At 47.5% G+C, this 21166-nt stretch carries 20 protein-coding genes; 7 read left to right on the forward strand and 13 right to left on the reverse strand.

Annotated features, from left to right (window positions below):
* Positions 1–114: 114 nt before the first annotated feature.
* Positions 115–1356 carry a DUF2130 domain-containing protein gene (locus tag ACQY2K_RS04645; protein WP_428040931.1) on the reverse strand — a complete coding sequence of 414 codons (1242 nt, stop codon included), beginning with the start codon at positions 1354–1356 and terminating at the stop codon, positions 115–117.
* A 121-nt stretch (positions 1357–1477) separates the two neighbouring features.
* Between ACQY2K_RS04645 and ACQY2K_RS04650 the strand changes: the two genes are divergently transcribed.
* The gene (locus ACQY2K_RS04650; protein WP_428038164.1) at positions 1478–2059 is read left to right on the forward strand and encodes an inorganic diphosphatase; all 582 of its coding nucleotides are present in this window, start codon (positions 1478–1480) and stop codon (positions 2057–2059) included.
* A gap of 195 nt (positions 2060–2254) precedes the next feature.
* On the opposite strand, the gene jag is transcribed toward ACQY2K_RS04650, so the two are convergent.
* From jag to rpmH, 5 genes are all read right to left on the reverse strand, one after another.
* Positions 2255–3562, reverse strand: coding sequence for an RNA-binding cell elongation regulator Jag/EloR (gene jag, locus ACQY2K_RS04655; RefSeq protein WP_428040932.1), 1308 nt, complete (start codon positions 3560–3562; stop codon positions 2255–2257).
* Between the two features lie 11 nt (positions 3563–3573).
* Positions 3574–5181 carry a membrane protein insertase YidC gene (yidC, locus tag ACQY2K_RS04660; protein ID WP_428038162.1) on the reverse strand — a complete coding sequence of 536 codons (1608 nt, stop codon included), beginning with the start codon at positions 5179–5181 and terminating at the stop codon, positions 3574–3576.
* 79 nt (positions 5182–5260) lie between these two features.
* Positions 5261–5497: a membrane protein insertion efficiency factor YidD gene (gene yidD / locus ACQY2K_RS04665; RefSeq protein ID WP_177747005.1), complete on the reverse strand. Its 237-nt coding sequence runs from the start codon at positions 5495–5497 to the stop codon at positions 5261–5263.
* 16 nt (positions 5498–5513) lie between these two features.
* Complete coding sequence (rnpA, locus tag ACQY2K_RS04670) at positions 5514–5891, reverse strand: ribonuclease P protein component (RefSeq protein ID WP_177747008.1); 378 nt, start codon at positions 5889–5891, stop codon at positions 5514–5516.
* 5 nt (positions 5892–5896) lie between these two features.
* Positions 5897–6037, reverse strand: a complete 141-nt coding sequence (gene rpmH / locus ACQY2K_RS04675) for a 50S ribosomal protein L34 (protein ID WP_177747011.1) — start codon at positions 6035–6037, stop codon at positions 5897–5899.
* Between the two features lie 218 nt (positions 6038–6255).
* Between rpmH and recO the strand changes: the two genes are divergently transcribed.
* From recO to ACQY2K_RS04690, 3 genes are all read left to right on the forward strand, one after another.
* On the forward strand, positions 6256–6957 hold the full coding sequence (gene recO / locus ACQY2K_RS04680) for a DNA repair protein RecO (RefSeq protein ID WP_428040933.1): 702 nt from the start codon (positions 6256–6258) through the stop codon (positions 6955–6957).
* A gap of 54 nt (positions 6958–7011) precedes the next feature.
* Positions 7012–7734: a hypothetical protein gene (locus ACQY2K_RS04685; protein ID WP_428040934.1), complete on the forward strand. Its 723-nt coding sequence runs from the start codon at positions 7012–7014 to the stop codon at positions 7732–7734.
* 161 nt (positions 7735–7895) lie between these two features.
* On the forward strand, positions 7896–8489 hold the full coding sequence (locus tag ACQY2K_RS04690) for a hypothetical protein (RefSeq protein WP_428040935.1): 594 nt from the start codon (positions 7896–7898) through the stop codon (positions 8487–8489).
* 66 nt (positions 8490–8555) lie between these two features.
* Here ACQY2K_RS04690 and ACQY2K_RS04695 read toward each other — a convergent pair whose 3' ends face one another.
* Positions 8556–9215: an HAD family hydrolase gene (locus ACQY2K_RS04695; RefSeq protein ID WP_428040936.1), complete on the reverse strand. Its 660-nt coding sequence runs from the start codon at positions 9213–9215 to the stop codon at positions 8556–8558.
* A gap of 77 nt (positions 9216–9292) precedes the next feature.
* On the opposite strand from ACQY2K_RS04695, the gene ACQY2K_RS04700 reads away from it, so the two are divergent.
* Together ACQY2K_RS04700 and glyS are read left to right on the forward strand one after the other, a co-directional pair.
* Positions 9293–10159 (forward strand): glycine--tRNA ligase subunit alpha, encoded by an 867-nt coding sequence (locus tag ACQY2K_RS04700; RefSeq protein ID WP_177747280.1) that lies wholly within the window; start codon positions 9293–9295, stop codon positions 10157–10159.
* Entirely contained in the window at positions 10156–12234 is a 2079-nt protein-coding gene (glyS, locus tag ACQY2K_RS04705; protein ID WP_428040937.1) for a glycine--tRNA ligase subunit beta, read from the forward strand. Before ACQY2K_RS04700 ends, glyS begins: the two co-directional genes overlap by 4 nt.
* 68 nt (positions 12235–12302) lie before the next feature.
* Here the strand turns inward: glyS and ACQY2K_RS04710 are convergent, their stop codons facing one another.
* The 3 genes from ACQY2K_RS04710 to lipA all read right to left on the reverse strand — a co-directional run bounded on the left by ACQY2K_RS04710 (position 12303) and on the right by lipA (position 14067).
* A complete protein-coding gene (locus ACQY2K_RS04710) occupies positions 12303–12533 on the reverse strand; it encodes a hypothetical protein (RefSeq protein ID WP_428040938.1) in 231 nt (76 codons plus the stop codon).
* A 277-nt stretch (positions 12534–12810) separates the two neighbouring features.
* The gene (locus tag ACQY2K_RS04715; RefSeq protein WP_428040939.1) at positions 12811–13167 is read right to left on the reverse strand and encodes a hypothetical protein; all 357 of its coding nucleotides are present in this window, start codon (positions 13165–13167) and stop codon (positions 12811–12813) included.
* 12 nt (positions 13168–13179) lie between these two features.
* Positions 13180–14067, reverse strand: coding sequence for a lipoyl synthase (gene lipA / locus ACQY2K_RS04720; protein ID WP_428040953.1), 888 nt, complete (start codon positions 14065–14067; stop codon positions 13180–13182).
* Between the two features lie 84 nt (positions 14068–14151).
* Between lipA and ACQY2K_RS04725 the strand changes: the two genes are divergently transcribed.
* The gene (locus tag ACQY2K_RS04725) at positions 14152–16242 is read left to right on the forward strand and encodes a SpoIID/LytB domain-containing protein (protein ID WP_428040940.1); all 2091 of its coding nucleotides are present in this window, start codon (positions 14152–14154) and stop codon (positions 16240–16242) included.
* Between the two features lie 61 nt (positions 16243–16303).
* Here the strand turns inward: ACQY2K_RS04725 and ACQY2K_RS04730 are convergent, their stop codons facing one another.
* The 3 genes from ACQY2K_RS04730 to hisS all read right to left on the reverse strand — a co-directional run bounded on the left by ACQY2K_RS04730 (position 16304) and on the right by hisS (position 21135).
* A complete protein-coding gene (locus ACQY2K_RS04730) occupies positions 16304–18073 on the reverse strand; it encodes a hypothetical protein (RefSeq protein WP_428040941.1) in 1770 nt (589 codons plus the stop codon).
* Positions 18074–18160: 87 nt separating this feature from the next.
* Positions 18161–19909 carry an aspartate--tRNA ligase gene (aspS, locus tag ACQY2K_RS04735; RefSeq protein WP_428040942.1) on the reverse strand — a complete coding sequence of 583 codons (1749 nt, stop codon included), beginning with the start codon at positions 19907–19909 and terminating at the stop codon, positions 18161–18163.
* A complete protein-coding gene (gene hisS, locus ACQY2K_RS04740) occupies positions 19906–21135 on the reverse strand; it encodes a histidine--tRNA ligase (RefSeq protein ID WP_428040943.1) in 1230 nt (409 codons plus the stop codon). The genes aspS and hisS overlap by 4 nt, the downstream gene beginning before the upstream one ends.
* Between the last annotated feature and the right edge of the window lie 31 nt (positions 21136–21166).

Consider the following 21166-nt stretch of genomic DNA (forward strand, 5'->3'; position numbering starts at 1 on the left):
GCGCCTGTATAACTATTCTACCAGCAAGCGGCGACAGCGTCTTGTCGCCCAACTAAAAAAACTACCCCGCGCGGGAAATTGCTAGGCGCGGGGCGAGTATCATAAATAGGTCGGCTAGTCTAAGGCCGGGCCGTTACCCGTACCAGCAGGTTTATTAGCGGCTAAATCTGCGAATTTTTGAGCCATTGTAGGATTCTTTTTAACCAGTTTTTTAACGGTTAAATCTTGCGCCTTATCATTGGCTAACCGCAGGTTATTTTCCGAGGATAACAGCGCATCTTTGGTTTTTTGCAGGTGGTCAATCGTTTTATCAATTTCCTCAATGGCTTTTTTGAATTTGTCGCTGGCTAATTGGTAGTTGCGCCCGAACTTGGCTTTGAAATCGTTAATGTCGTCCTCAAAGTGCGAAATGTCCAAATTTTGGCTTTTTACTTCTGCCAGTTGCCGGCGGTAATCGGCCGAGTTTAACGCGGCATTGCGCAGTAGCGTAATCATCGGGATAAAAAACTGCGGGCGGATAACGTACATTTTGGGATATTTGTAAGACACGTCCACAATGCCCGTGTTGTACAGTTCGTTGTCGGCCTCCAACAGCGACACGAGCACCGCGTATTCGCACCCTTTTTCCTTGCGGTCCTTGTCCAGTTCCTTGAAAAAATCCTCGTTTTTATGTTTGGTGGCGGTGGTATCCATTTCGTTTTTCATTTCAAACATAATGGATATAAATTCCACCCCGTCGGCGGTTTGCTCGCGGAAAATATAGTCGCCTTTGCTTCCGGTGCGGGCATCATTATCCTTTTCAAAATACGCATTTTGAAAACCCGTGGCGCGGTAGCGGTTAAACTCAATTTCACAATGCTTTTCCAAGGTTTCGCCTAACATTTTAGTTGACATTTTAGCCTTTAAATCCTTATAGAACGCAATTTCCTGGTCTTTGGCTTTTAGTTGGATTTCGTAATTATCCTTTAAAGATTGCGCCTGCAACTGCGTTTGATTTTTGGCATCGGCCAGTTGCGCCCGGAGCGACAAAAGTTCTTTTTCTTTATCGTTTAAGCGCTCCTTTTCCCCAGCCACCGCACGGCTGACGGCTAGTTCCTGTGTAGTGTGCGCGGAGGAAATCTGCGCCTTTAAAGATATTATTTCCTGCTCGTAGGCTGCTGCGGCCTGTTGCTTGTCGGCTTGCGCCTGGGTTTTTAATACAGCAATTTCTCCCGCCTGTTCCCGGGCCAGTTGCTTGGCACGGGCTTCCAACTCCTGATGAAATTCAGCGGTCCGCACCTGGCTTAATAAATCGGCATAGCCGGACTGGTCCACTTGAAAAATTTGTCCGCAATGCGGGCATTTAATTTCTGGCATAATATAAAACTCCTTGGGAAAATCTTTATTCTATTATACCAAGTCAGTGTTATATAGTGTTTAATCTATGCGTGAAAATTGCTACAATAGATAAGTAAATTACAGATTAAAAGAGGAAAAAATGTTTGCAAATTTTAACCCGTGGCACCACGTTTCGCCCGGAGATAAAGATTCTTTACCTTATGTTGTAAACGGGATTATTGAAATTCCGAAAGGCACCCGCGCCAAATACGAACTGGATAAAGCCAGCGGCCTTTTGCGCTTGGACCGCGTACTCTATTCGTCCGTGTATTATCCGGCCAACTACGGTTTTATTCCGCGTACTTATGGTGCCGACAAAGACCCGTTGGATATCCTTATTTTATCCCAAGCCGAAGTGGTACCGATGTGTATTGTTCCTGCGCGTATTATCGGGGTAATGCGGATGCTTGATAACGGCGAAGCCGACGATAAAATTATTGGCGTAGCACAAGGCGACCCGAACGTAAGCCACTATACGGATGTATCCCAACTGCCTGAGCACTTAATTTCGGAAACAATGAGTTTCTTTGAAGATTATAAGAAGTTGGAAAATAAAACGGTTGTAGTGGAAAAGATTTTTGATAAGCAAACGGCTATCAAAATTTTGAAGGAAGCCTTTATTGCGTACGAAGAAAAATTTGTAACGTATAGCAACTTTACCCGTACATTAGACAATAAATAAAGGTAAGGATACTCCCGCTTTAACGCCCGGCAATAACCGGGCGTTTTTTTGGTAAAAAACTATGCTCAAAACTATAAAGGACCTCCTTTAAATTTTGGTGGTTTAGGCTGATTTAGGATGAACTTTATACCATATAAAAACCCCGCCAGGCAGAAACCTTAGCGGGGTTTTTGTAGATTTTACCAAATGTTAGCGCTATTTGGTTTCGGCGGATTGGTCGGCCGGGGTTTCAAACAGCGGGCCGCAGTTGCAAGAGCCACAGCACCCGCCGCAAGATTCCTTTTTCTCTGCGGCGGCGGGCTTTTCCGTTTGGGCAACAGGAGCCGCTTCGGGCGCTGTTTCAGCCGCAGGGGCTGTTTGGGCGGGTTCTTCGGCCTGGACGGGCGTTTCACACGCACAAGAATCGTGTTCGTCCTCACAGCAGGAGCAATCATCGTGTGCTTCTTCCTCGTGATGGCAGCAGGGGCATTCTTCCACTACTTCTACCGCGCAGGTTTCCTTTTCGGCACCGTTTTCCACGGTTACAACCACTTCTTCCTGCACCGTTTCAGTTTTGGTTTCTTCGGGGATATCCTCGCCGATTACACCGGGTACAAAATCCGCAGGAGCGGTGTTGGCGCGTGCGGCTTCCAATGCTTTTTCTGTCGGGCGCAGGGTTACTTTGCGCCATTTGCCTTCGCCCTCGCTGGCGGTGGTTACAAATTCGTTACCTTCTACCGCGCGGTGAATATAGCGGCGCAGTTGCGCGCTCATCGGGCGGAAGCGGAAAACGCTGTTGCCGCGCTTAATCATATCAATACCTTTTTCAATTTCGGCATTAATTTTGTCTTCGGCCTTTCTCCAATAATTTTGCGTATCGGTAATAACGGAAATCGGCTTGTCAAAATGGCGGCTTAATGCCAAAGTGCACAAATATTGGATGGCTTCCAAGGTTTTTCCCTCTTTACCAATCACAATAGCCGGGTGGTCGCAGTCAAACGTCAGCAAAATGCGTTGCTGCTTGTCATCCCACCATACGTTCAAATTTTCCGCTTTTACGCCCATATGAGCAAGTACCTTCTCCAAATATTCCTTGGCTTCGGCCATAGGGGCTTTCAAATTTTCCGGGATGACGGCATTGCGGATAGCCTCGCAGGGCAGCATTTGGGGTTCGTTGGCCTTAGGAGCCTTTTCGCGCGGTTCACGCACGTCTAACACCCGTTCGCTTCTGCGGTTATTGCGGCGGTTGCCGTGGGCTTCCTTGCGGTTGTTGCGTCCGTTGCGGGATTTGGCAGGGCGTTTTTTCGGAACGTCCATATAAATTTGCGCATCTAAATTGGCGGTGGACCAGCGTTTTTGGCGCAATTCTACAACCGCCGGGCGGGAACCGATGCCCAAGAAACCCTTTTTAGGCGTTTCTAATACGGTTACTTCCACTTGGTCTCGTCTTAAACCTAATTCTTTTAATCCCTTGGCAATAGCCTCGGATACATCTTTTGCTTGTACTTTAATTTTATTCGGCATAAAATGACTCCTTAATTTGCTTTCGCAATTTTGCGGTTAATAAGCGTTTGAATCCCGTAAGTGAGCAGGCTGTTTGTCAGCCAGTAAAGCACCAATCCGGACGGGAAATTCATAAACAACAAGGTAAAAATAAGCGGCATATACTTAAACATAGCCGCTTGGGACGGATCCGTCCCTGCGGGGATATTGCCCTTTTGCTGGAAGAACATCACAGCACCCATCAAAATAGGCAACAAATAGTACGGGTCTTTTGAAGACAAGTCCGTAATCCAAAATACAAATTTAGCCCCGTGCAAAGACCAAGAAGTGCGCAATGCATTAAACAGAGCCAGGAAAATAGGCAACTGGATAAGAAGCGGCAAGCACCCGGCGAGCGGATTGACGTTGTACTTTTTGTACAAGTTCAAGGTTTCGCGGTTTAAGGCTTCGGGATTACCTTTGTATTTTTCTTGAATACGTTTCATTTCGGGCTGGACCTTTTTCATTTGGGCGGCCGATTTTAACTGCATAATCGTAAACTTGAACAAAATAGCCTGCAACAGAACGGTCAGCATAATAATAGCCACGCCGTAGTTGCCCGTCCAACCGTAAAAAGTTTCCAACACGTTGCGCGCGATTTTGCCTAACGCGCCAAAAAAGCCGAACGCAATGGAACGGTCCAAATGATAGGGCAAAGTCAAAAACGCCTTGTAATCTTTGGGGCCAAAATAGAAATCGGAATTATATTCTACTTTGGATTTGGCTTCCACCGTGGTTCCCGCTACGGCAATAGAAAATTGCGGGCCTTTTAAATCGCCTTCTCCGGCTAAACCCCACATCCGTTTTTGGGTGCCGATTTTTTCGGAAGAAGCGGCCAAATCTCCCCCTTTCCAATTCTGCGGAATTAAAACAGAAAGGAAGTAGCGGTTTTGGATACCGGCCCAAGTCCAAGGCAAGGAGGGTTGTTTATCCCCTTTGGCAAAAGTTTCCAAGGTCGGCTTTTTCTTGCCTTCTTCCTGCACCAAATAAACGGCTTTGGATTCGCGTTCGTTATCGTTCATCTCGCTTTTGACCGTAGCCAAACCGGGGCCAAAATTCCAACTCCACGGAGCAACAGCCAAGTTTTGCGAGGTTTTGTTTTCAAATGTAACATTTACATTATTAATTCCGTTTTCGTTAAAACGGAACGTTTTATAGACGCTAAACCCGGGAACAATGTCGCCCACAAAAGTAATGGAATCTTTTGTGCGGGCAAATTCGGCAAAGTCTACCTGCGGCATAGTGGAAAAATATCCTTCTCCTTTATAGGGGGTCAGGTCCACATCGCCGACAACATCTTTAAACAAATAGGTTTTAATACCCGCCCCTTTGGACGAAAAAGTAACATCCGCCTGAGGTAAATTAAGCGTAATTAATTCCTCGGGCTTGGCTGCGGATTTTTTTTCTTTGGATACGGAAATAGGGGCTGCCAGCACGGTTTGGGAACCGCTTGCTTGCTGGGCCTCCTGTACGGATTTTTTCAGTTGGGCCTCGGCGGCTTCCTTGGCCGCACGGGCTTTGGGGAGGGCGACAAACTGGTTGTAGCCGGTAATTACCAGTAAAAACAGCATTACGGTAATTAAGAACTGTCTGTTATTCATAAAACTCCTCTTGTGGCAAAACCGCCCGGCGCGCCGGACGGCCGGATAAGAGGAAGCGCAAACTGTAGAAAAACTGCGTTTAAGGAACCGGGTCGTATCCGCCCGGATGCAGCGGATGACATTTCAGCACCCGTTTGAGTGCCAAATATCCCCCTTTAAACGCGCCATATTTCACAATCGCCTGCTTTGCGTATTGGCTGCAAGTGGGTGTAAAACGGCACACCCCGCGCGGACCTAAAAAAGGCCGCACCAGCAACATAAACAAATTGAGCAGTAAAAGTAAAAAATTTTTACACACGAGCGAAATTTGGTTCATATGTCCCTCAATAGGATTACGGCAAATTATCTGAAGAGGACAAAAGTAAAGCGGCCTTGCCGCATAGTAACGTGAGCGCTGATTGCGCTGCTTGTACAGTTGGTAATTTTTCGCTGTTGCGGGGGCTGACAATAATATCCGTCCCCGGCTTGATGTCTTTTCTACTCAGTCTGAACGCTTCTCTTAACAGTCTTTTGGTACGGTTGCGCACAACCGCAGGCCCCAATTTACGGGATACCACTACCGCAAAACGGGCCGGCCGGGTATTCTCCGGGCCGGACCGCCACCACAGTACTAATCCTGGGTACTGCAATTTTACGCCGCCTTGGATAACAGCCTTAAAATCTCTTTTAAGGTGCAGGCGGCTACTTCGCGGCAGACCGTAAGGCGTCATAGCGCTTAGGCGGCTCTGATTAATTCGTGGCGGCCTTTGGCTCTGCGGGCACTTAATACTTTTCTACCACCGGCGGTAGCCATTCTGGCGCGGAATCCGATGTGTTTGGCACGTCTTCTTTTGTTAGGTCTGTATGTCGGTAACATTTTTATCTTATACGTTAATTCTGGCCCGGAAACCGAACTGGAAGAAACGTATCTCCTGTTATTAATTTAAAATCGTTTCTGTATGAAACTTACAAATATTATATCTTTTATTGCAAAATTTTGCCAACCGTTTCATAAAATTATCCGGCTGAACTTTTATATTATCCCATATCCCAAGGTTGTATGCAAGCCCTCAAAAAATGCTATGCTGTACATAGATGATATTTACCGACTCGGGCATTATCCTTTTCCGCCAAGAATTTAGGGAAGCGGACCGTATGGTGTCGCTCTACACCCGCGAACACGGGCGACTCAACGCGCGCCTGCCCGGGGTATTGCGCGCCACCGGCAAATTAAAAGCCGTCAGCGAGCCGTTTGCCTGTGCCGATTACCGCTTTTATGTGCGCAGGGGCGGCACGGTAGCAACAATTACAGGCGGTAAAATCAACAGCATCTTTCCCCATATCCGCCAGGATTTAAAGCGCACCACACTCGCTATACACTTCTGCGAATTAATACAGCGTTTAACCCCCCTGCACCAACCGAGCGAGGCCAAGTATGAACTCTTGCTTGCTGCCCTGACCGAATTGGAATTGGGCGAAATCAATTCTGCCTTTGCTGCGGCATTTACACTGCGGTTAATGACGCTGGCTGGCTTTGGGTTAGAAAGGCCTGTGCTTAAAATTTCGGCTGAATTTTGGCGGCGTATGCACGAGGACGAACTTTCCTCTCTCGTATTTTCGGAGCCGGAAGATTTGCTTGCCCTTTCCAAGTGCAACAGCGTTTGCCGACGTTTCTTAAACCAATATTTAACCTTCCCGCTAAATACCCTAAAAAACTTCGGCCTAAACGAGCCGGCCCCGCTCCCCGAGGAAAACCAAACCGAACCGGAAGAATTGGTTTTGCATCCGGCACATTAAAACACCTTGCCGTAAAGCATTTCAATTAGTACAATAATTTTTAAGGAGAAAAAAATGAATTATAAGAAAGTATCTGTTTTGTGGCTGTTTGTTTTATTACTTTGCGTATCCGGGCTTGCCAATGCCCAAACTAAAAAAGATAACCGTTTTGTAGGCGGAGTTTTTGGCGTGAGAGTAGGAGAAGAAGTCCAAAAAATTTATGCCCGCGTAAAAACCCCGGCAAAACCGGCGGCTAAAAAACGCCCCTATTATACTTCTTGGCAAAAGGCCATTTTAAAGGCTCACCAAGATATGAATAGAGCCAACGGCCCGTTGGGGGCTTCCGTTTCCAACGCCGTAACAAAAGCCCGCGCCAATTCGTATGAAGAGAACCGTTTGGCAGATTTCTTTGCCAAATTGGCGGCTACGCGCCCGTCGGTATTTACACAATCCTGCCGAACCTCTTATACAATGCTTACCCGCGCCGCCAAAGAGAACAAACTCTTTCATCACTACAAATTAACCGCGATTGACGTGCGGGATTTTTGCTATATGCCCAAAGATGCGGTGGCGTATTTTATTGAATTTTTTAAAGGCAAGGCCTATCCGTATCAGGCGGCACAATACAAAAGAGCCATTTTGCTTACCTTAAAAAACCCTAAGGATGAACGCAACCGAACCTTGTCTATTGTGGTGGATACGGAAAGCCAAGTCCTGTTCCTCAACTATAATAAGCCGGCTAACTTGCAATACAATCCTTTGTTGCAAGGTTCATATATTCCCTTGGCAGTACGGTAAATTTAAATTGGTATTTATAAACCCCCTCCTAGGCTATACGGCCCGGGAGGGGGTTTGGTATATAAGACCCATAGCGTTTATAGGTCCAAAGACCCTTGTTCGGAGGGGTCGTAATTTTGGAAAATAATATGAAGGATGATTTAAATGATTAAGGAGAAAAAATGAATTTTAAGACTTTTTTTACTGCTGCTGTATTGTGTATTATGCTCTTTTCTGCAACGATGGAGTCTAAGGCTCAGACATTTCTGATTAATAAGCCTGTTACTTGGCAAAACACGCTCCGCCGAATAAATATGCAAGACGGTTATTCCGTATTGGGCGTAAAGGTTGGCAAAGCCATAGGCCGTATTAGAATACATCACCAGGAACAAAAGGAATTGGACCGTTTTTTTGCGTCGTTACCCGTTAAAAAGGCTTCTGCCTGCAAAATGCAGTACACGCTGCTTAAAAGAGCCGTTGCGCAGAACCCGGTGTTAGGCGGGTATCTACTGACGGCCCGCCCATTAAGGGATTTTTGTACTCTTTCCGCACAAAACCGTAATCAGATTATCAAAATGTTTCAAAATAAAATTACCGCCTCGTCCGCTACCCAATACCAAAATGCAATCTTGCTGAGGCTGGATGTTCCCGGGGCGAATTTGTGGTTTGTGATTCTGCCTAACAAAAAATTAATCAGTTACACTTTTAATGATCCGGCTGATTTTGACTTTTTGCCAGAATTGGATGGACCTTCGCGCAACTTACCCTTACGATAAGAAAACTATTTGATAAAAAATACCCCCTCGGACAAACCGAAGGGGTATTTTTTAAGGAATTTTTTATTACCCCAGCAATTCGTCCATATCCGGATAAATATCCGCCAAAGATTTATAAATTTTAAAGGCATTTTCGCGCACGAAAGTATTGGGCTGTTTAATTTGCGGCACCACACAGGTACGCATACCCGCGGAAATAGCCGCGGTTGCCCCGGCCACCGAATCTTCAAACACCAGGCATTGTGATACATCCGCCTGTAATTTTTGGGCCGTTTTTAAATAGACTTCCGGGTCCGGCTTGGGGTGTTCCACGTCGTCGGTAGTAGTAATAGCAGAGAAGTATTTGATAATATCTTTTTTAGTTAAAAAATGGCGCGCCCATTTGCTAATGTTGGAGGAGGCCAGCCCCACTTTCAGCCCCCGGTTATAAAAATATTCCACGGCTTGTTTTGCACCGGGACGGAAATTAATTTCCCCGTCAGCCGCCAAATATTCTTCTACAATTTCCATCGTGCGGGAATTTATCCGCGCAATATCCGCCTGCGGGCCGAAATGTTGGCGCATAAAACGGGAGGCTTCCTCCCGGCTGATGCCAACGCACGATTCAAACAGTTCAAACGGGAAAGTTTTTCCGTCCTCTTGGGCGGCTTTTTTATAGCACTCAAAATAGATAAGTTCGGTATCAAACAAAAGTCCGTCCATATCAAAAATAACGGTGGTAATCATATTTTTATTATACCAGTTTTTTCTTTTTCCCCCGTACAGTTATATTTTATATAATGTATTTACATATGAAATACGGTATGAATTTTCAGGATATGATATCCGCTTTGAACCATTACTGGACTAAACAAGGCTGCGTTCTTGTTCAGCCCTACGACGTGGAAAAAGGCGCCGGAACCTATAACCCGGAAACCTTTTTCGGCTCGCTTACCAAAAAACCCGTCAACCGTGCCTATGTGGAACCGTGCCGCCGTCCCGCAGACGGCCGCTACGGCGAAAACCCCAACCGCTTGGGCAAATATTACCAATACCAGGTAATTATGAAGCCCGCTCCGGCCAATATTCAGGAAATCTATTTAAACTCTTTAAAAGCCATTGGCCTGGACCCCAAACAGCACGACGTACGCTGGATTGAGGACGACTGGCAATCGCCCACCTTGGGGGCTTCCGGAGTCGGTTGGGAAATTTGGCTGGACGGTATGGAAATTACACAATTTACCTATTTTCAAAATATGGCCGGATATGCTCTAAACCCTATTACGGTAGAAATTACCTACGGTTTGGAACGTATTGCTATGTATTGCCAAAAAGTGGACAATGTGTTTGATTTGCGTTGGAACGAGCAGGTAACTTACCGCGACGTACACCACGAAAACGAACGCCAGTTTTCCCATTATTATTTTGAAGAATCCAATGTGGAACATTTGCGCCGTTATATCCACGAGTGCGAAGAGGAGTGTCTGGCCTTGTGCAAAAAAGGGCTTTATCTGCCGGCTTACGACGATGCAATGAAACTTTCTCATTACTTTAATATGTTGGAAGCGCGCGGGGCTATTTCCGTATCCGACCGCACCAACAATATTACCAAAATCCGCAATTTAGCCAAGGCCTGTGCCAAAGCCTATGTGGAAAGTGTAGAAAAACAGGAAGAGGAGGCCGCTAAATGAACGCGTTTTTGGAAATTGGTGTAGAACATTTGCCCGCCCGCTTTATGGCCCCGGCCTTAAAGCAGTTAAAAACTTTAACCGCTCAGATTTTAGACGAAAAAAGGCTGACCTATAAGTCTGTGGACTCCTTTGGCACCTACCGCCGGTTAGTAGTATTGGTGGAAGATTTGGCCGAAAAATCGCTAGACGTGCAAAAAGAGGTAAAAGGACCGCCTGCCAAACTGTTAAAAGATGCAAACGGCAACTTTACCCCCCAAAGCGCAGGTTTTGCGCAGAAAAACGGTCTAAACCCCGAAAAATTAACCGTAAAAGAAACCGAAAAGGGTCCGTTTATTTACGCCGTTGTCAAAATCAAAGGCGAAAAAACAGTCAAACTGTTGCCTGAAATTTTTACCCGCATTGTAACGGGCCTGGAATTTGCCAAAAATATGATTTGGGAAGAATCCGGCCTGCGTTATGGACGTCCGATTCGCTCCCTTATTGGCCTGTATGGGCATAAGGTAATTAAATTTACCGTCGCTGGGGTTACTTCGGACCGCAACACCTATCCGCTGTCCTCTTTCGGACGAAAACCGATTAAGGTGGAACAAGCCGACAAAACTTATTACGCCGACCTTTTGCGCGCCCAACCGCAACCGATTTTGGTTCTGCCGGAGGAGCGCAAGGAAGCCCTCATCAAAACCGTTACCAACGAGGCCGCCGTCCGCGGTTATCACGCGGATTTGGACCCGGAACTGATTGAAGAAACCGTCTGGTGTACCGAACACCCGGTGGCCGTCGGCGGGGATTTTGAACTTAAATTTTTAACACTGCCCAAAGAACTCATTACAACTGTTCTTAAAAAGCAGATTAAAATGTTCCCCGTAACCAACGATAAAGGCGAATTACAGCCGTATTTTATCGCTGTGCGCGACGGTATTTCCGTCAACCAAAACGAAGTGCGCGACGGGTTTAAAAAAGTAATGTCTGCCCGCTTGGCTGATGCCGTATTCTTCTTTGACAACGACAAAAAGGCCGGATTAAACGCATTTAAAGACAAACTTAAAAATGTCTTGTTCTTGGAAGGATTAGGCTCTATGTTTGAAAAGTCCGCCAGGACCCAACAACTGGCCGATTGGTTATGCGAAAAATTGGGTAAAAACCAATTAAAAAATACCGTAGATTATGCGGCTTCGCACGCCTACGCGGATTTGGCAAGCCACGTCGTGTATGAATTCCCGGAATTGCAGGGCTATATGGGTGGCCAGTATGCCGCTTTGGAAGGCCGCCAAGATGCCGCCAAAGCCTTGGAAGAATTTTATTTTCCGCTTACCTCCACCTCGCCCTTGCCATCTACCGAGGAAGGAAATATTGTTTCACTTGCCGGAAAAATAGATACTTTGGTAGGTAACTTTTTAATTGGGCAAATTCCTACCGGAAGCGAAGACCCTTTCGCGCTGCGCCGCCAAGCCTTTGGTGCGGTGCGTATGCTTTTGGAAAAGGGTATGCAAATTTCGCTTAAAGAATTGGTGGAAAAATCGGCCTCCTTATATCCTGCCGGAACGGTGGACAAAGGCTTAAAAGAATTGCCGAATTTTCTGTTCCAGCGTTTGGCCTTAGTGCTTGAACAGCGCGGGCATAATGCCGCTACGTTAAATGCCGTTTCCAACTGGTACGAACTCCCGTTCACGCAAGCGGAAGCGCTCGTCAGCGCGTTGGAAACCGTTAAAACAAGTGCAGAATTTGCCGCCGTGCTTGAATCGGCAAAACGTGTATGCAACATCCTTAAAAAAGCCGGAAACGTAACCGAAGCCGTGGACGAAAAACTATTTGAACTCCCCGCCGAAAAAGCGTTATACGACAAAATTCACGAAGTAGATTCTTCTTTGGGTTGTGCGGTAAACACCGCCAAAACCAAGGAGGAATATTTAAACGTGCTGAAAACTTATGGTGCGTTTAAAGAACCGTTGGAAAATTTCTTTAAGGACGTAATGGTAAATGATGAAAATCCCGCCGTTCGGCAAAACCGATTGGCCCTGCTTGCACGAGTGCGCCGATACCTGACGCAAACAGTAGCCGACATTATTAACCTGTAAATTAGTTTTCCGTAAAAAATCCGCGCCGGAGTAAAATCGGGCGCGGATTTTTTTGTCCGCTCATACCTTTACGAGGATAAAAAAGATAAAAAATTCCCCCTTGACAAAATCGCCAATCCGCTTATACTATCCTTACGGGAAGCAATTCCCACCAAGCCGGGAGCCGCAGAAGCGGAAAATGCGCCGGTGTAAGACGTGTATAAAAGCGATAGTGCCATAGGCTGGAAGAAGTTGGGCGTGTGCGCTTGGAAAGGCCAGGACGGTTGGGTTACATAACTGTCCGGGTGTCTGGTAGGCACAGTGCAGGACGTATCTGGCGGCCGGTCGGGCAGTCCGTTAAGGGCGGTTTGATTGGATAATGATGGTGCTGTTGTAGCGAAAGACGTGGGCGCAGAAGAAAGGTAGTGTTTCCGTTGGTTGATGTACTTGGTTCGGCCAGCGGGAAAAGCGGAGTGGCATAAGGCCCGGCAGTTGGCGTATAAAACGCGGAAAGCAGTGTAGTAAAGGAGTAGAAATGAACAGTAGTAATTAAACCCCTCGGTTTAACTCAACCGGGGGGCTTTTTATTGGTCTAAATCACTCCAACACGCTAGGCGGCGGAAGCATACTCCCCGTACTTGCCGACGGAGTAATATCCATTGTGTTTTGGGTATCCTGCGGTGTTTTGTTAGCGGGGTCCTCGGTTTCCTCGTCTTGCAAAGGTGTTAAAATCATTTCTTCGTAACTTTCATCAGGCAAGGGTGTTAAATTTTCTTCGGCAGGTGTAATCTCTTGCTCCCCGTTATTAGGAGCGACTTTAACCGTTTTGGGAGCAGAACCACGGACTTGACTCGGCCCATTATAGGAATTGGACGGGTTCCACCAAGCGGGCGGATTACCCGCGCAGGCGGCCATAAAGAAAGAAACCAAGAAACAAAATACAATCTTATTCATAATCTTATTATACTATTTTACACTTTGCCCCGCCAAGGCGCGGCGGTATAAAGCCCCCGCCCGGTAACTGCTGCGCACTAATGGGCCGCTGGCAACACCTTTAAAACCCAAAGAAAGGGCGTAATTTTCCCACGCCTTGTACTCCTGCGGTTCGGGATAGCGCGCCACCGGATAATGCGCGGCAGAAGGCGCCAAGTATTGCCCGATAGTTAATAAATCTACCCCGACGGAACGCAAATCTTTCATTAAGGTCTTTACCTGTTCTTCCGTTTCACCAAGGCCCACCATAAAGCCTGTTTTGGTAAAAATTTCGGGAGCCAGTTTTTTGGAATTTTCCAATAGGGTCAGAGTGCGTTTGTAGTCAGCCCCAATACGCACCGCACTATACAGTTCCTGTACGGTTTCCACATTGTGCGCCAATACCGCCGGGTGGGAATCCAACACCGTTTTAAGGGCCTGTTCGTCCCCCTTTAAATCGGAAATAAGAGGTTCTACCAACACTCCCGTGGTCAGGTGGCGGATAGCATTAATTACGCGCGCAAAATGTGCGGCGCCGCCGTCTTGTAAATCATCACGCGTGGGCATTGTAAGCACCGCATAGCGGATACCCCACTCTTTTACGGCTTCGGCTACGCGTTGCGGCTCATTTCCATCAGGCGGCAAGGGGCGCGCTTTGGTTACAGCGCAAAAGCGGCAGCCGCGGGTGCAGATATCCCCCAGCACCATAAAAGTAGCATCTCCGCAGTTAAAACACTCGCCACGGTTAGGACAATGCGCCGCGTGGCACACAGTATGCAAAACGTGTTTATCAATAGAAGCCTGCGCCGATAGTGCGGCCGAAGTACGCAGGGCAGCTTTATTGCGTCCGGCCAAGTCTTTAAGCCATTGTGGTATTGGAATCGTCATAAAAATTATTATACAAAAACAGGCGCGTACCCCGCCTAAAACGATATAATATAAGAAATCTTTACTTTGGGGCTTTTTGTGAAATATTTTATTCTTTTATCCGGTTTTTTATTCCTTTTTACGGCGGGGCACGCAACAGAAGAACGCCCCAAAACACAAGACGAACGTTTGAAAGAGGCGGGAGCATTATACTTTGCCTACAAGCCCGATGAGGCCTTTGACGAATATATAAGCCTTTCCAAAGAAACCAACAACCGCCAAGCCTTTTTAAATGCTGCGTTTATCGCAATGGAAAAAAACGAACCTAAAAAAGCAGTGGATATTGCCCAAGCAGCCTATAAAATTTATCCCAAAGACCGCGAAGTTATAGAAATGTCCGCCGAAGCCTTTTTGGCTGACGGACAATATGCCGCCGCTGAAAAATTATTGGCCCAACTGCCGGAAGATAAGGCCCGTTCTGGTTTTTTATATATCAATTTAGCGCGCGCGCAAATCGGCCTAGGGGACAAAAAACTTGCCAAGTACAACCTGAAACTGGCCGCCCGCGCCGGCACGCACCCGGCATTAGCAAACTATTTATTGGGTATTCTTTATGAGGAGGACAAGGAATACAAAAAGGCTGCGGACGTGTTTGAAAAAGCCGCCACTTATGACCACCAATTTATTGAAGCCAAAAAACACTATGCCGCCGTACTTGAAAAACTGGGCAATTACAACGAAGCCTACCGCCAGTACCGTATGATTTATTCCTCCGATAAAAGCAGTACGGATGTCAACAAAGCCCTTGAACGCTTGCGCCCGCGCATTACCCGCACGGAAAAGCAACTAACAGGCGGCAAGGAAATTTTAAAACACACCTTTGTAAAACCCTTTGCCCTGCCGGACGGTGTAACAACACGCGAAATAAAAGTAGGTATCGGTATGCGCCAAAACGGCCGCCCCGCAGACAGACACACCCTGCACTTTATCCCTTCGCACGCTTTTACCATTAAAGATGCTAAAACGGGCAAACTGTTAGGAAAGGGCCGCGCGCGGGAAAGTTGGGTGGCTGTTTTGCAAAACGGAAAAGCACATTTATCATCTCCCTCGGGCCAAAAAATCTCTTTTTCCAATTCCGTTATTATTACTCCTCTATCCAAAACACAGGGAGAAGGAAGCACCATTATTGTTAAAAATGTAATGAGCGGTGCGGGGATGACCTGGGCCAGCGTGGACGATAAAGAATACCGCGGGAAATTGCAAATCACACACAGTACCAAAAGCAATACACTTATTCCCATAAATATTGTAACCATAGAGGAATATTTACAGGGAGTTATTTCCTCCGAAATGCCGACAAAATTCCCGATGAACGCCTTGCGTGCGCAGGCTGTTTTGGCCCGCACCTACGCGCTAAAACACTTGGGAAAACATAAAGCCTATGGGTATGACTTGTGCGACACGCAAAACTGCCAGGTTTATGGCGGGGTAAGTGCGGAGAGTGAACGCGGAAACGCTGCCGTAGAATCCACTGTGGGTGAAGTGCTGGAATACAAAAATAAACCGATTGAGAGCGTGTTTTCAGCCAACTGCGGGGGCATTACGCAAAGCGCAAAGGAAGCCGGGTGGAGCGAAACACCCTATTTAAATCCGGTATCCGACTACAAAGATTTTAATTTTGACACACTGCAACCCTACCAGTTTAAAGAACTTTTGCAATACCCGCATGATGCGTACAGCCGGTATAGCAAAAATGTCAGTTTGGCGGCCTACCGTTGGACGCGCGTGGTAGATGAAAACGATTTACGCCAAGTAATTAAACGCCAGAAAAAAGATATCGGCCGCATTACCGCTTTAATTCCCTTGCGGCGCGGGCGTTCGGGCTATGTCAGCCGGTTGCTTGTAAAGGGAACCAAAGGTACTGTTACGCTAAATAAAGAAAATGTCATCCGCAACAATTTAAGTTTAGGAATGCTGCGCAGCAGTTACTTTATTGTAGAGCCCAATTACGAAAACCGCGAACTGAAATTTTTTGTGTTTTACGGCGGAGGCTGGGGGCACGGTGTGGGTTTTTGCCAAACAGGCGCCGCCGGACGGGCCGACGCAGGGCAAGACTACAAAACCATTTTAAACCATTATTTTCCCTTAGCAGACTTCGTTTCCCCCCACGCCAATACTCCGGACAAATAAAAGCACATCAAAAAGCCCCGATGAAAATACACCGGGGCTTTTTATATTACGTTCAAAACAACTATTGTCCGGAAAGTTGGCGTTGCGCTTCGGCTTGCGCTTGCTGTATTTGTTTTTGCTTTTCGGCATTGGAAAGATTGGAAGCGTTAATCTTATCAATCTTTTCAAATGTCGCGGCCAGTACATCGTGCGCGTGGGCGCGTAAAGCCTGCTTTTGTTCGGCCGGCAACTGCGACACCGAGGGGTCGCGCATAATAGCATCTACCTGTTTATTTACCCGCGCTTCCTTCATCTGCGGGGAATCTTGGCGGGATTGGATATCCTGGTTTACTTTCAAACGCAGTTCCATTGCTTTTTTATCAAATTCCGCGGCGGAAATTTCCTGATTATTAGCCAATTCCATATAATCTTGCTGATATTTTTGCAAGAGCATATCAATTTCCCGCGCGCCGGCTTCGCCGTAAATTTGCTGGGCATTTCCAACCAAACTGTTGCGTTGTTGCTGTAAATCGCCCCGGACAGCATTTAACTGCGCTTCCGTCATTTTGTGTTTACGCGGAAGGACTTTTCCCCCCTCTTCGTCAGCCAGTTGCTTTTGTACCTCTTCCATTTGCATACCGTCTTCAATTTTACGCAACCCGTCCAAAGGCATTTTATGTTGGTGGATGACCTTTTCAATCTCACCGCGGCGCACGCGCTGGTTTTCCAGTTGTTGTTTGTAATATTCCTCGGCAGGCAGACCTTGACGGGCCAGTTGCATATCCTTAGCGCGGGCCGCATCAATAGCCTGCGCGGCTTCCCCCGCAATTTGTGAGCCGTATTGCTTGGCAAGAGCCTCCTTTAACTGGTTATCCTTGGTTAAGCGCTCCTGTTCAAATTGTCTAAAACCGTTGTCTTGGCTCATTTTTTCCAACTTTTGTTGGTATTTATTGGCCACTTCGCGTACTTTATTCGCAATTTGCTGAGGAGTTTGCCCGGGCGCATTGACGGCAGAAGCCATTTCCTTTTGGAAAGAATCCATCATTTTGCCCGCTTGTGCGCCGGCTTGTTTGCCATAGGCTTGGGTCATACTCTGCACAACACTGTCCTTTTGCGCGGCCACTTGCTTTAACACCGGGGCAAAGGGACCGGCGGAAACTCCGCGCGAGGAGTTGCGTTGGAGGTATTTTTCAATATTGGCATCTTTTTTGCTCTTGGGCAAAAGAGCCTTGGCTATTGCTCTGTCCAAGCCGGAGGAAAGCGTTTCCAACTGTTTGCTTAACTGTTTTTGCTTGTCTTTATTGGCTCCGGCCAAATAGGGAGCAAAAGCATTAGCGCGTTCGCGGCGCATAGCCTCTTCCCGCGTGGGCTGATAAACACCGGGAGCGGCGGAAGTATTAGCGTTCCCTGCTTTATTAGCCGACATACCCGCGCGGTACGAGCCGTAATCGTTACGCATCGTACCTGTCTGGCCTGCATAAGAGCCGTTATAGCCGCCGTAAGAGCCCCGATAAGGCTTATTCGTGTTGGGGGCGCGCAAAGTATAGTCCGCCTGATTTAAACCCGTTTGAGCATAGTTTTCAGCGGGATAATAGCCACTATCCTGATGGCGGTTAGATGGGTGTGGGGCGTTCTGATACGGCTCAGCCACTTGCCCGGACGAAGGCACCCCCAAAAATTCCTCGTTTTTTAGTTCGGTTATCGTCGGTTGGCGGGGAAAGGAAGATTGTTCCGCAACAGCCGCGCGGCGGGCAGCAGAACCGGCCCCGGTCGTTTTCATAAATGCCAGCCCAAACGCCAACAGCACAACAATAATAAAACCCAGTTGAATTAATTTTTTATTTTTTTCCATAATTTCCCGCCGATATATGATACTCTTATTATAATGCAAAAACGGCAAAAAATAAAGAAGCCCCGCTTTTGGGCGGGGCCATTTAAATTACTCTTTGGTAATGCTGATGCCCAATTCTTTGAGTTGGATATCATCTACCGTATTGGGAGACTCTGTCAGCGGGCAGACAGCCTGCGCCGTTTTCGGGAAGGCAATTACCTCGCGGATAGATTCTTCTCCCGCCAAAAGTGCGGTAATGCGGTCCAATCCCAAGCCGATACCTCCGTGGGGAGGCGCACCCGCTTCCAACGCGTTTAACAACATACCGAAGCGGCGGGCGGCTTCTTCCTTGGAGTGTTTCATCAAGGCTAAAATGCGTTCCTGCACCTCGCGGCGGCAGTTGCGCACGGAGCCGGAGGCCAATTCGTTACCGTTTAACACCAGGTCAAACTGGTAAGAACGGATAGAGGCCGGGTCCTTTTCCAAATTGGGCAAGTCTTCTTCCACCGGAGCGGTAAAAGGGTTATGTGCGGCATCCCAACGGTCCTCTTCGGGGATATATTCCAAGAGCGGGAAATTAGTAATCCACACAAACGCCCAATCGCTCACCTGCGGCAACTCTTTTACGAGTTCCTTGCGTAAAGCTCCCATAAAAATTTGGCAAGTGTGGAGTTTGACGTCGCTGCCGATAAAGATAATATCGCCGTCCTGCGCGCATACGGCGGACTGCACGGCTTTTAATTCTTCTTCGGTAAAGAACTTGGCGGACGGGCCTTCAAACTTACCGTCTTTTACTTTAATCCACACCAGGCCCTTGGCACCGTTCTTTTTGACGAGTTCGGTTAATTTATCCAAATGCCCGCGGGAATAGGCTGCGCCTTTTTCACCGCGAAGAGCGCGGATAGCACCGTTAGCGGTTAATATATCTTTAAATACTTTAAAGCCTGTATTTTTGAAGATTTCGTTTACGTTCTTCATTTCCAGCGTATAGCGCAAATCCGGCTTATCGGAGCCGTATTTTTCCATAGCGTCGTGGAAAGAAAGTTTGGGGAACGGGGTTTTTAATTCTTTGCCTGCCGTTTTAAAGATTTCTTTCATCAACCCTTCTACAATTTCGTGGATATCGTCAATCGTTACAAAAGACATTTCCATATCAATCTGCGTATGTTCGGGCTGGCGGTCGGCGCGGAGGTCTTCGTCGCGGAAGCAGCGGGCCAACTGGAAATAGCGGTCAATGCCGCTGGCCATTAAGGTTTGCTTAAACATTTGGGGGCTTTGCGGCAGTGCGTAAAATTCGCCGTGGTGCACGCGGGACGGAACCAAATAGTCGCGCGCGCCTTCGGGCGTGGAGCGCGTTAAAATAGGAGTTTCCACTTCCAAGAATCCGTTAGCATCCAAATAGCGGCGCGCGGCTTGCGCAATGCGGTGGCGCAAGAGCAAATTGGCAAACATTTTGGGGTTGCGCAAGTCCAAATAGCGGTATTTCAAGCGGATTTCCTCGGCTACCGCGCGGGATTTATCCACATCAAACGGCAACGGGATAGAGGTATTTAATACCTTAAATTCATCCGCCACCACTTCAATTTCCCCGGTCTTCATATTTTTGTTGACAGCCCCTTCAATGCGGCGCTGTACGGTGCCGGTTACCTGCAAAACATATTCGTTGCGTACGGCGGAAGCCTCGTTAAAAAAGGGTTTAGAGGGTTCCACCACCACTTGGCAAATGCCGCTGCGGTCGCGCAAGTCAATAAATAACACACCCCCGTGGTTGCGGTAACTGTTTACCCAACCGCACAAGGTTTGTTTAGTGCCTAACAGGGATGCGGTTACATCCCCGCAGTAATTGGTTCTTTTCATATCCGTTTTTTTACCTCGTCAGTTAAAACGTCAAAAGCAATTTGGGTTTGTTCTCCCGTTTGCAAATCTTTTAAAGTGGCTACTTTTTGGGCCAGTTCGTCGCCGCCTAAAATAAGCGCATACGCCGCACCACAGCGGTCAGCCTGTTTCATTTGGCCTTTTACGTTCTTCTCAAAAAGGCCTCCTTCCGTACGCACACCCGCTTCGCGCAGGGCTTGCATTAAATTGAAGGCCGTTTCGTTGCAGTCTTTTTCCAGAGACACCACGCAGACGCTTTTTTCTTTGGGGCGGGAAACCTCTCCGCGCGACAAAATCACGCGTTCGGCTCCCATAGCCCAGCCGATAGCCGGGGTAGCCGGACCGCCCATATTTTTAATAAGGGTATCGTAGCGTCCGCCGGCGGCGATGGCATTTTGGGAAGCATCACCCGCCTGAAATTCAAACACGGTGCGGGAATAATAGTCCAACCCGCGCACGAGCATCGGGTCCACTTCAAAATCAATTTTCCCCTTTAACAAGCGTTGTACTTCGTCAAAGTGCGCTTGACACTCGGGGCACAGGTGCATTGTCGGTACGCGGCCCGCAAAGCGTGCGCCGTCCAATTTGCAATCTAACACGCGCAAGGGATTTTTTTCCAAGCGGGTTTGGCAATTTTCGCACAGGGTTTCTTTCTCTTTGGATAAGAAATCAATCAGCGCCTGGCGGTAGAGCGGGCGGCATTTGTCGCAACCTAAACTGTTGATTTTTACTTTATAGTTTTTGGCGCCAAATTTAGCCACAATATCTTTCAACATCAAAATAACTTCGGCATCAGCGGCCGGGGCAGCGTTGCCGATATATTCTGCGCCAATTTGTTCAAACTCGCGGTAGCGGCCCGCCTGGGGGCGTTCCGCGCGGAACATATTACCAATGTAATAAAATTTTTGCACAGGCGCATTTTGCGTAAAATTATTTTCCAAATATGCACGCACCACACCGGGGGTGCCTTCGGGGCGGATAGCCAACTGGCGGTGCCCGGCATCTTCAAACGCGTACATTTCCTTTTGGACAATGTCGGTCGTTTCGCCGGTGGATTTAATAAAAAGTTCTTTTAATTCCACGGTGGGCAGGCGTAATTCGCCGAACCCATAAAGGGAAAACACGCCACGGGCGCAATTTTCCAGTTCTGTAAAATTTTTAGATTGGGGTTCAAAGATGTCTCTAAACCCGCGTACAAGTTTAGCCATATAAATAATTTTAGCATTTTAGAGGGAAATA

Origin of the sequence: Candidatus Avelusimicrobium fimicolum (genome assembly GCF_021632165.1) — a bacterium.
GTDB classification, from domain to species: domain Bacteria; phylum Elusimicrobiota; class Elusimicrobia; order Elusimicrobiales; family Elusimicrobiaceae; genus Avelusimicrobium; species Avelusimicrobium fimicola.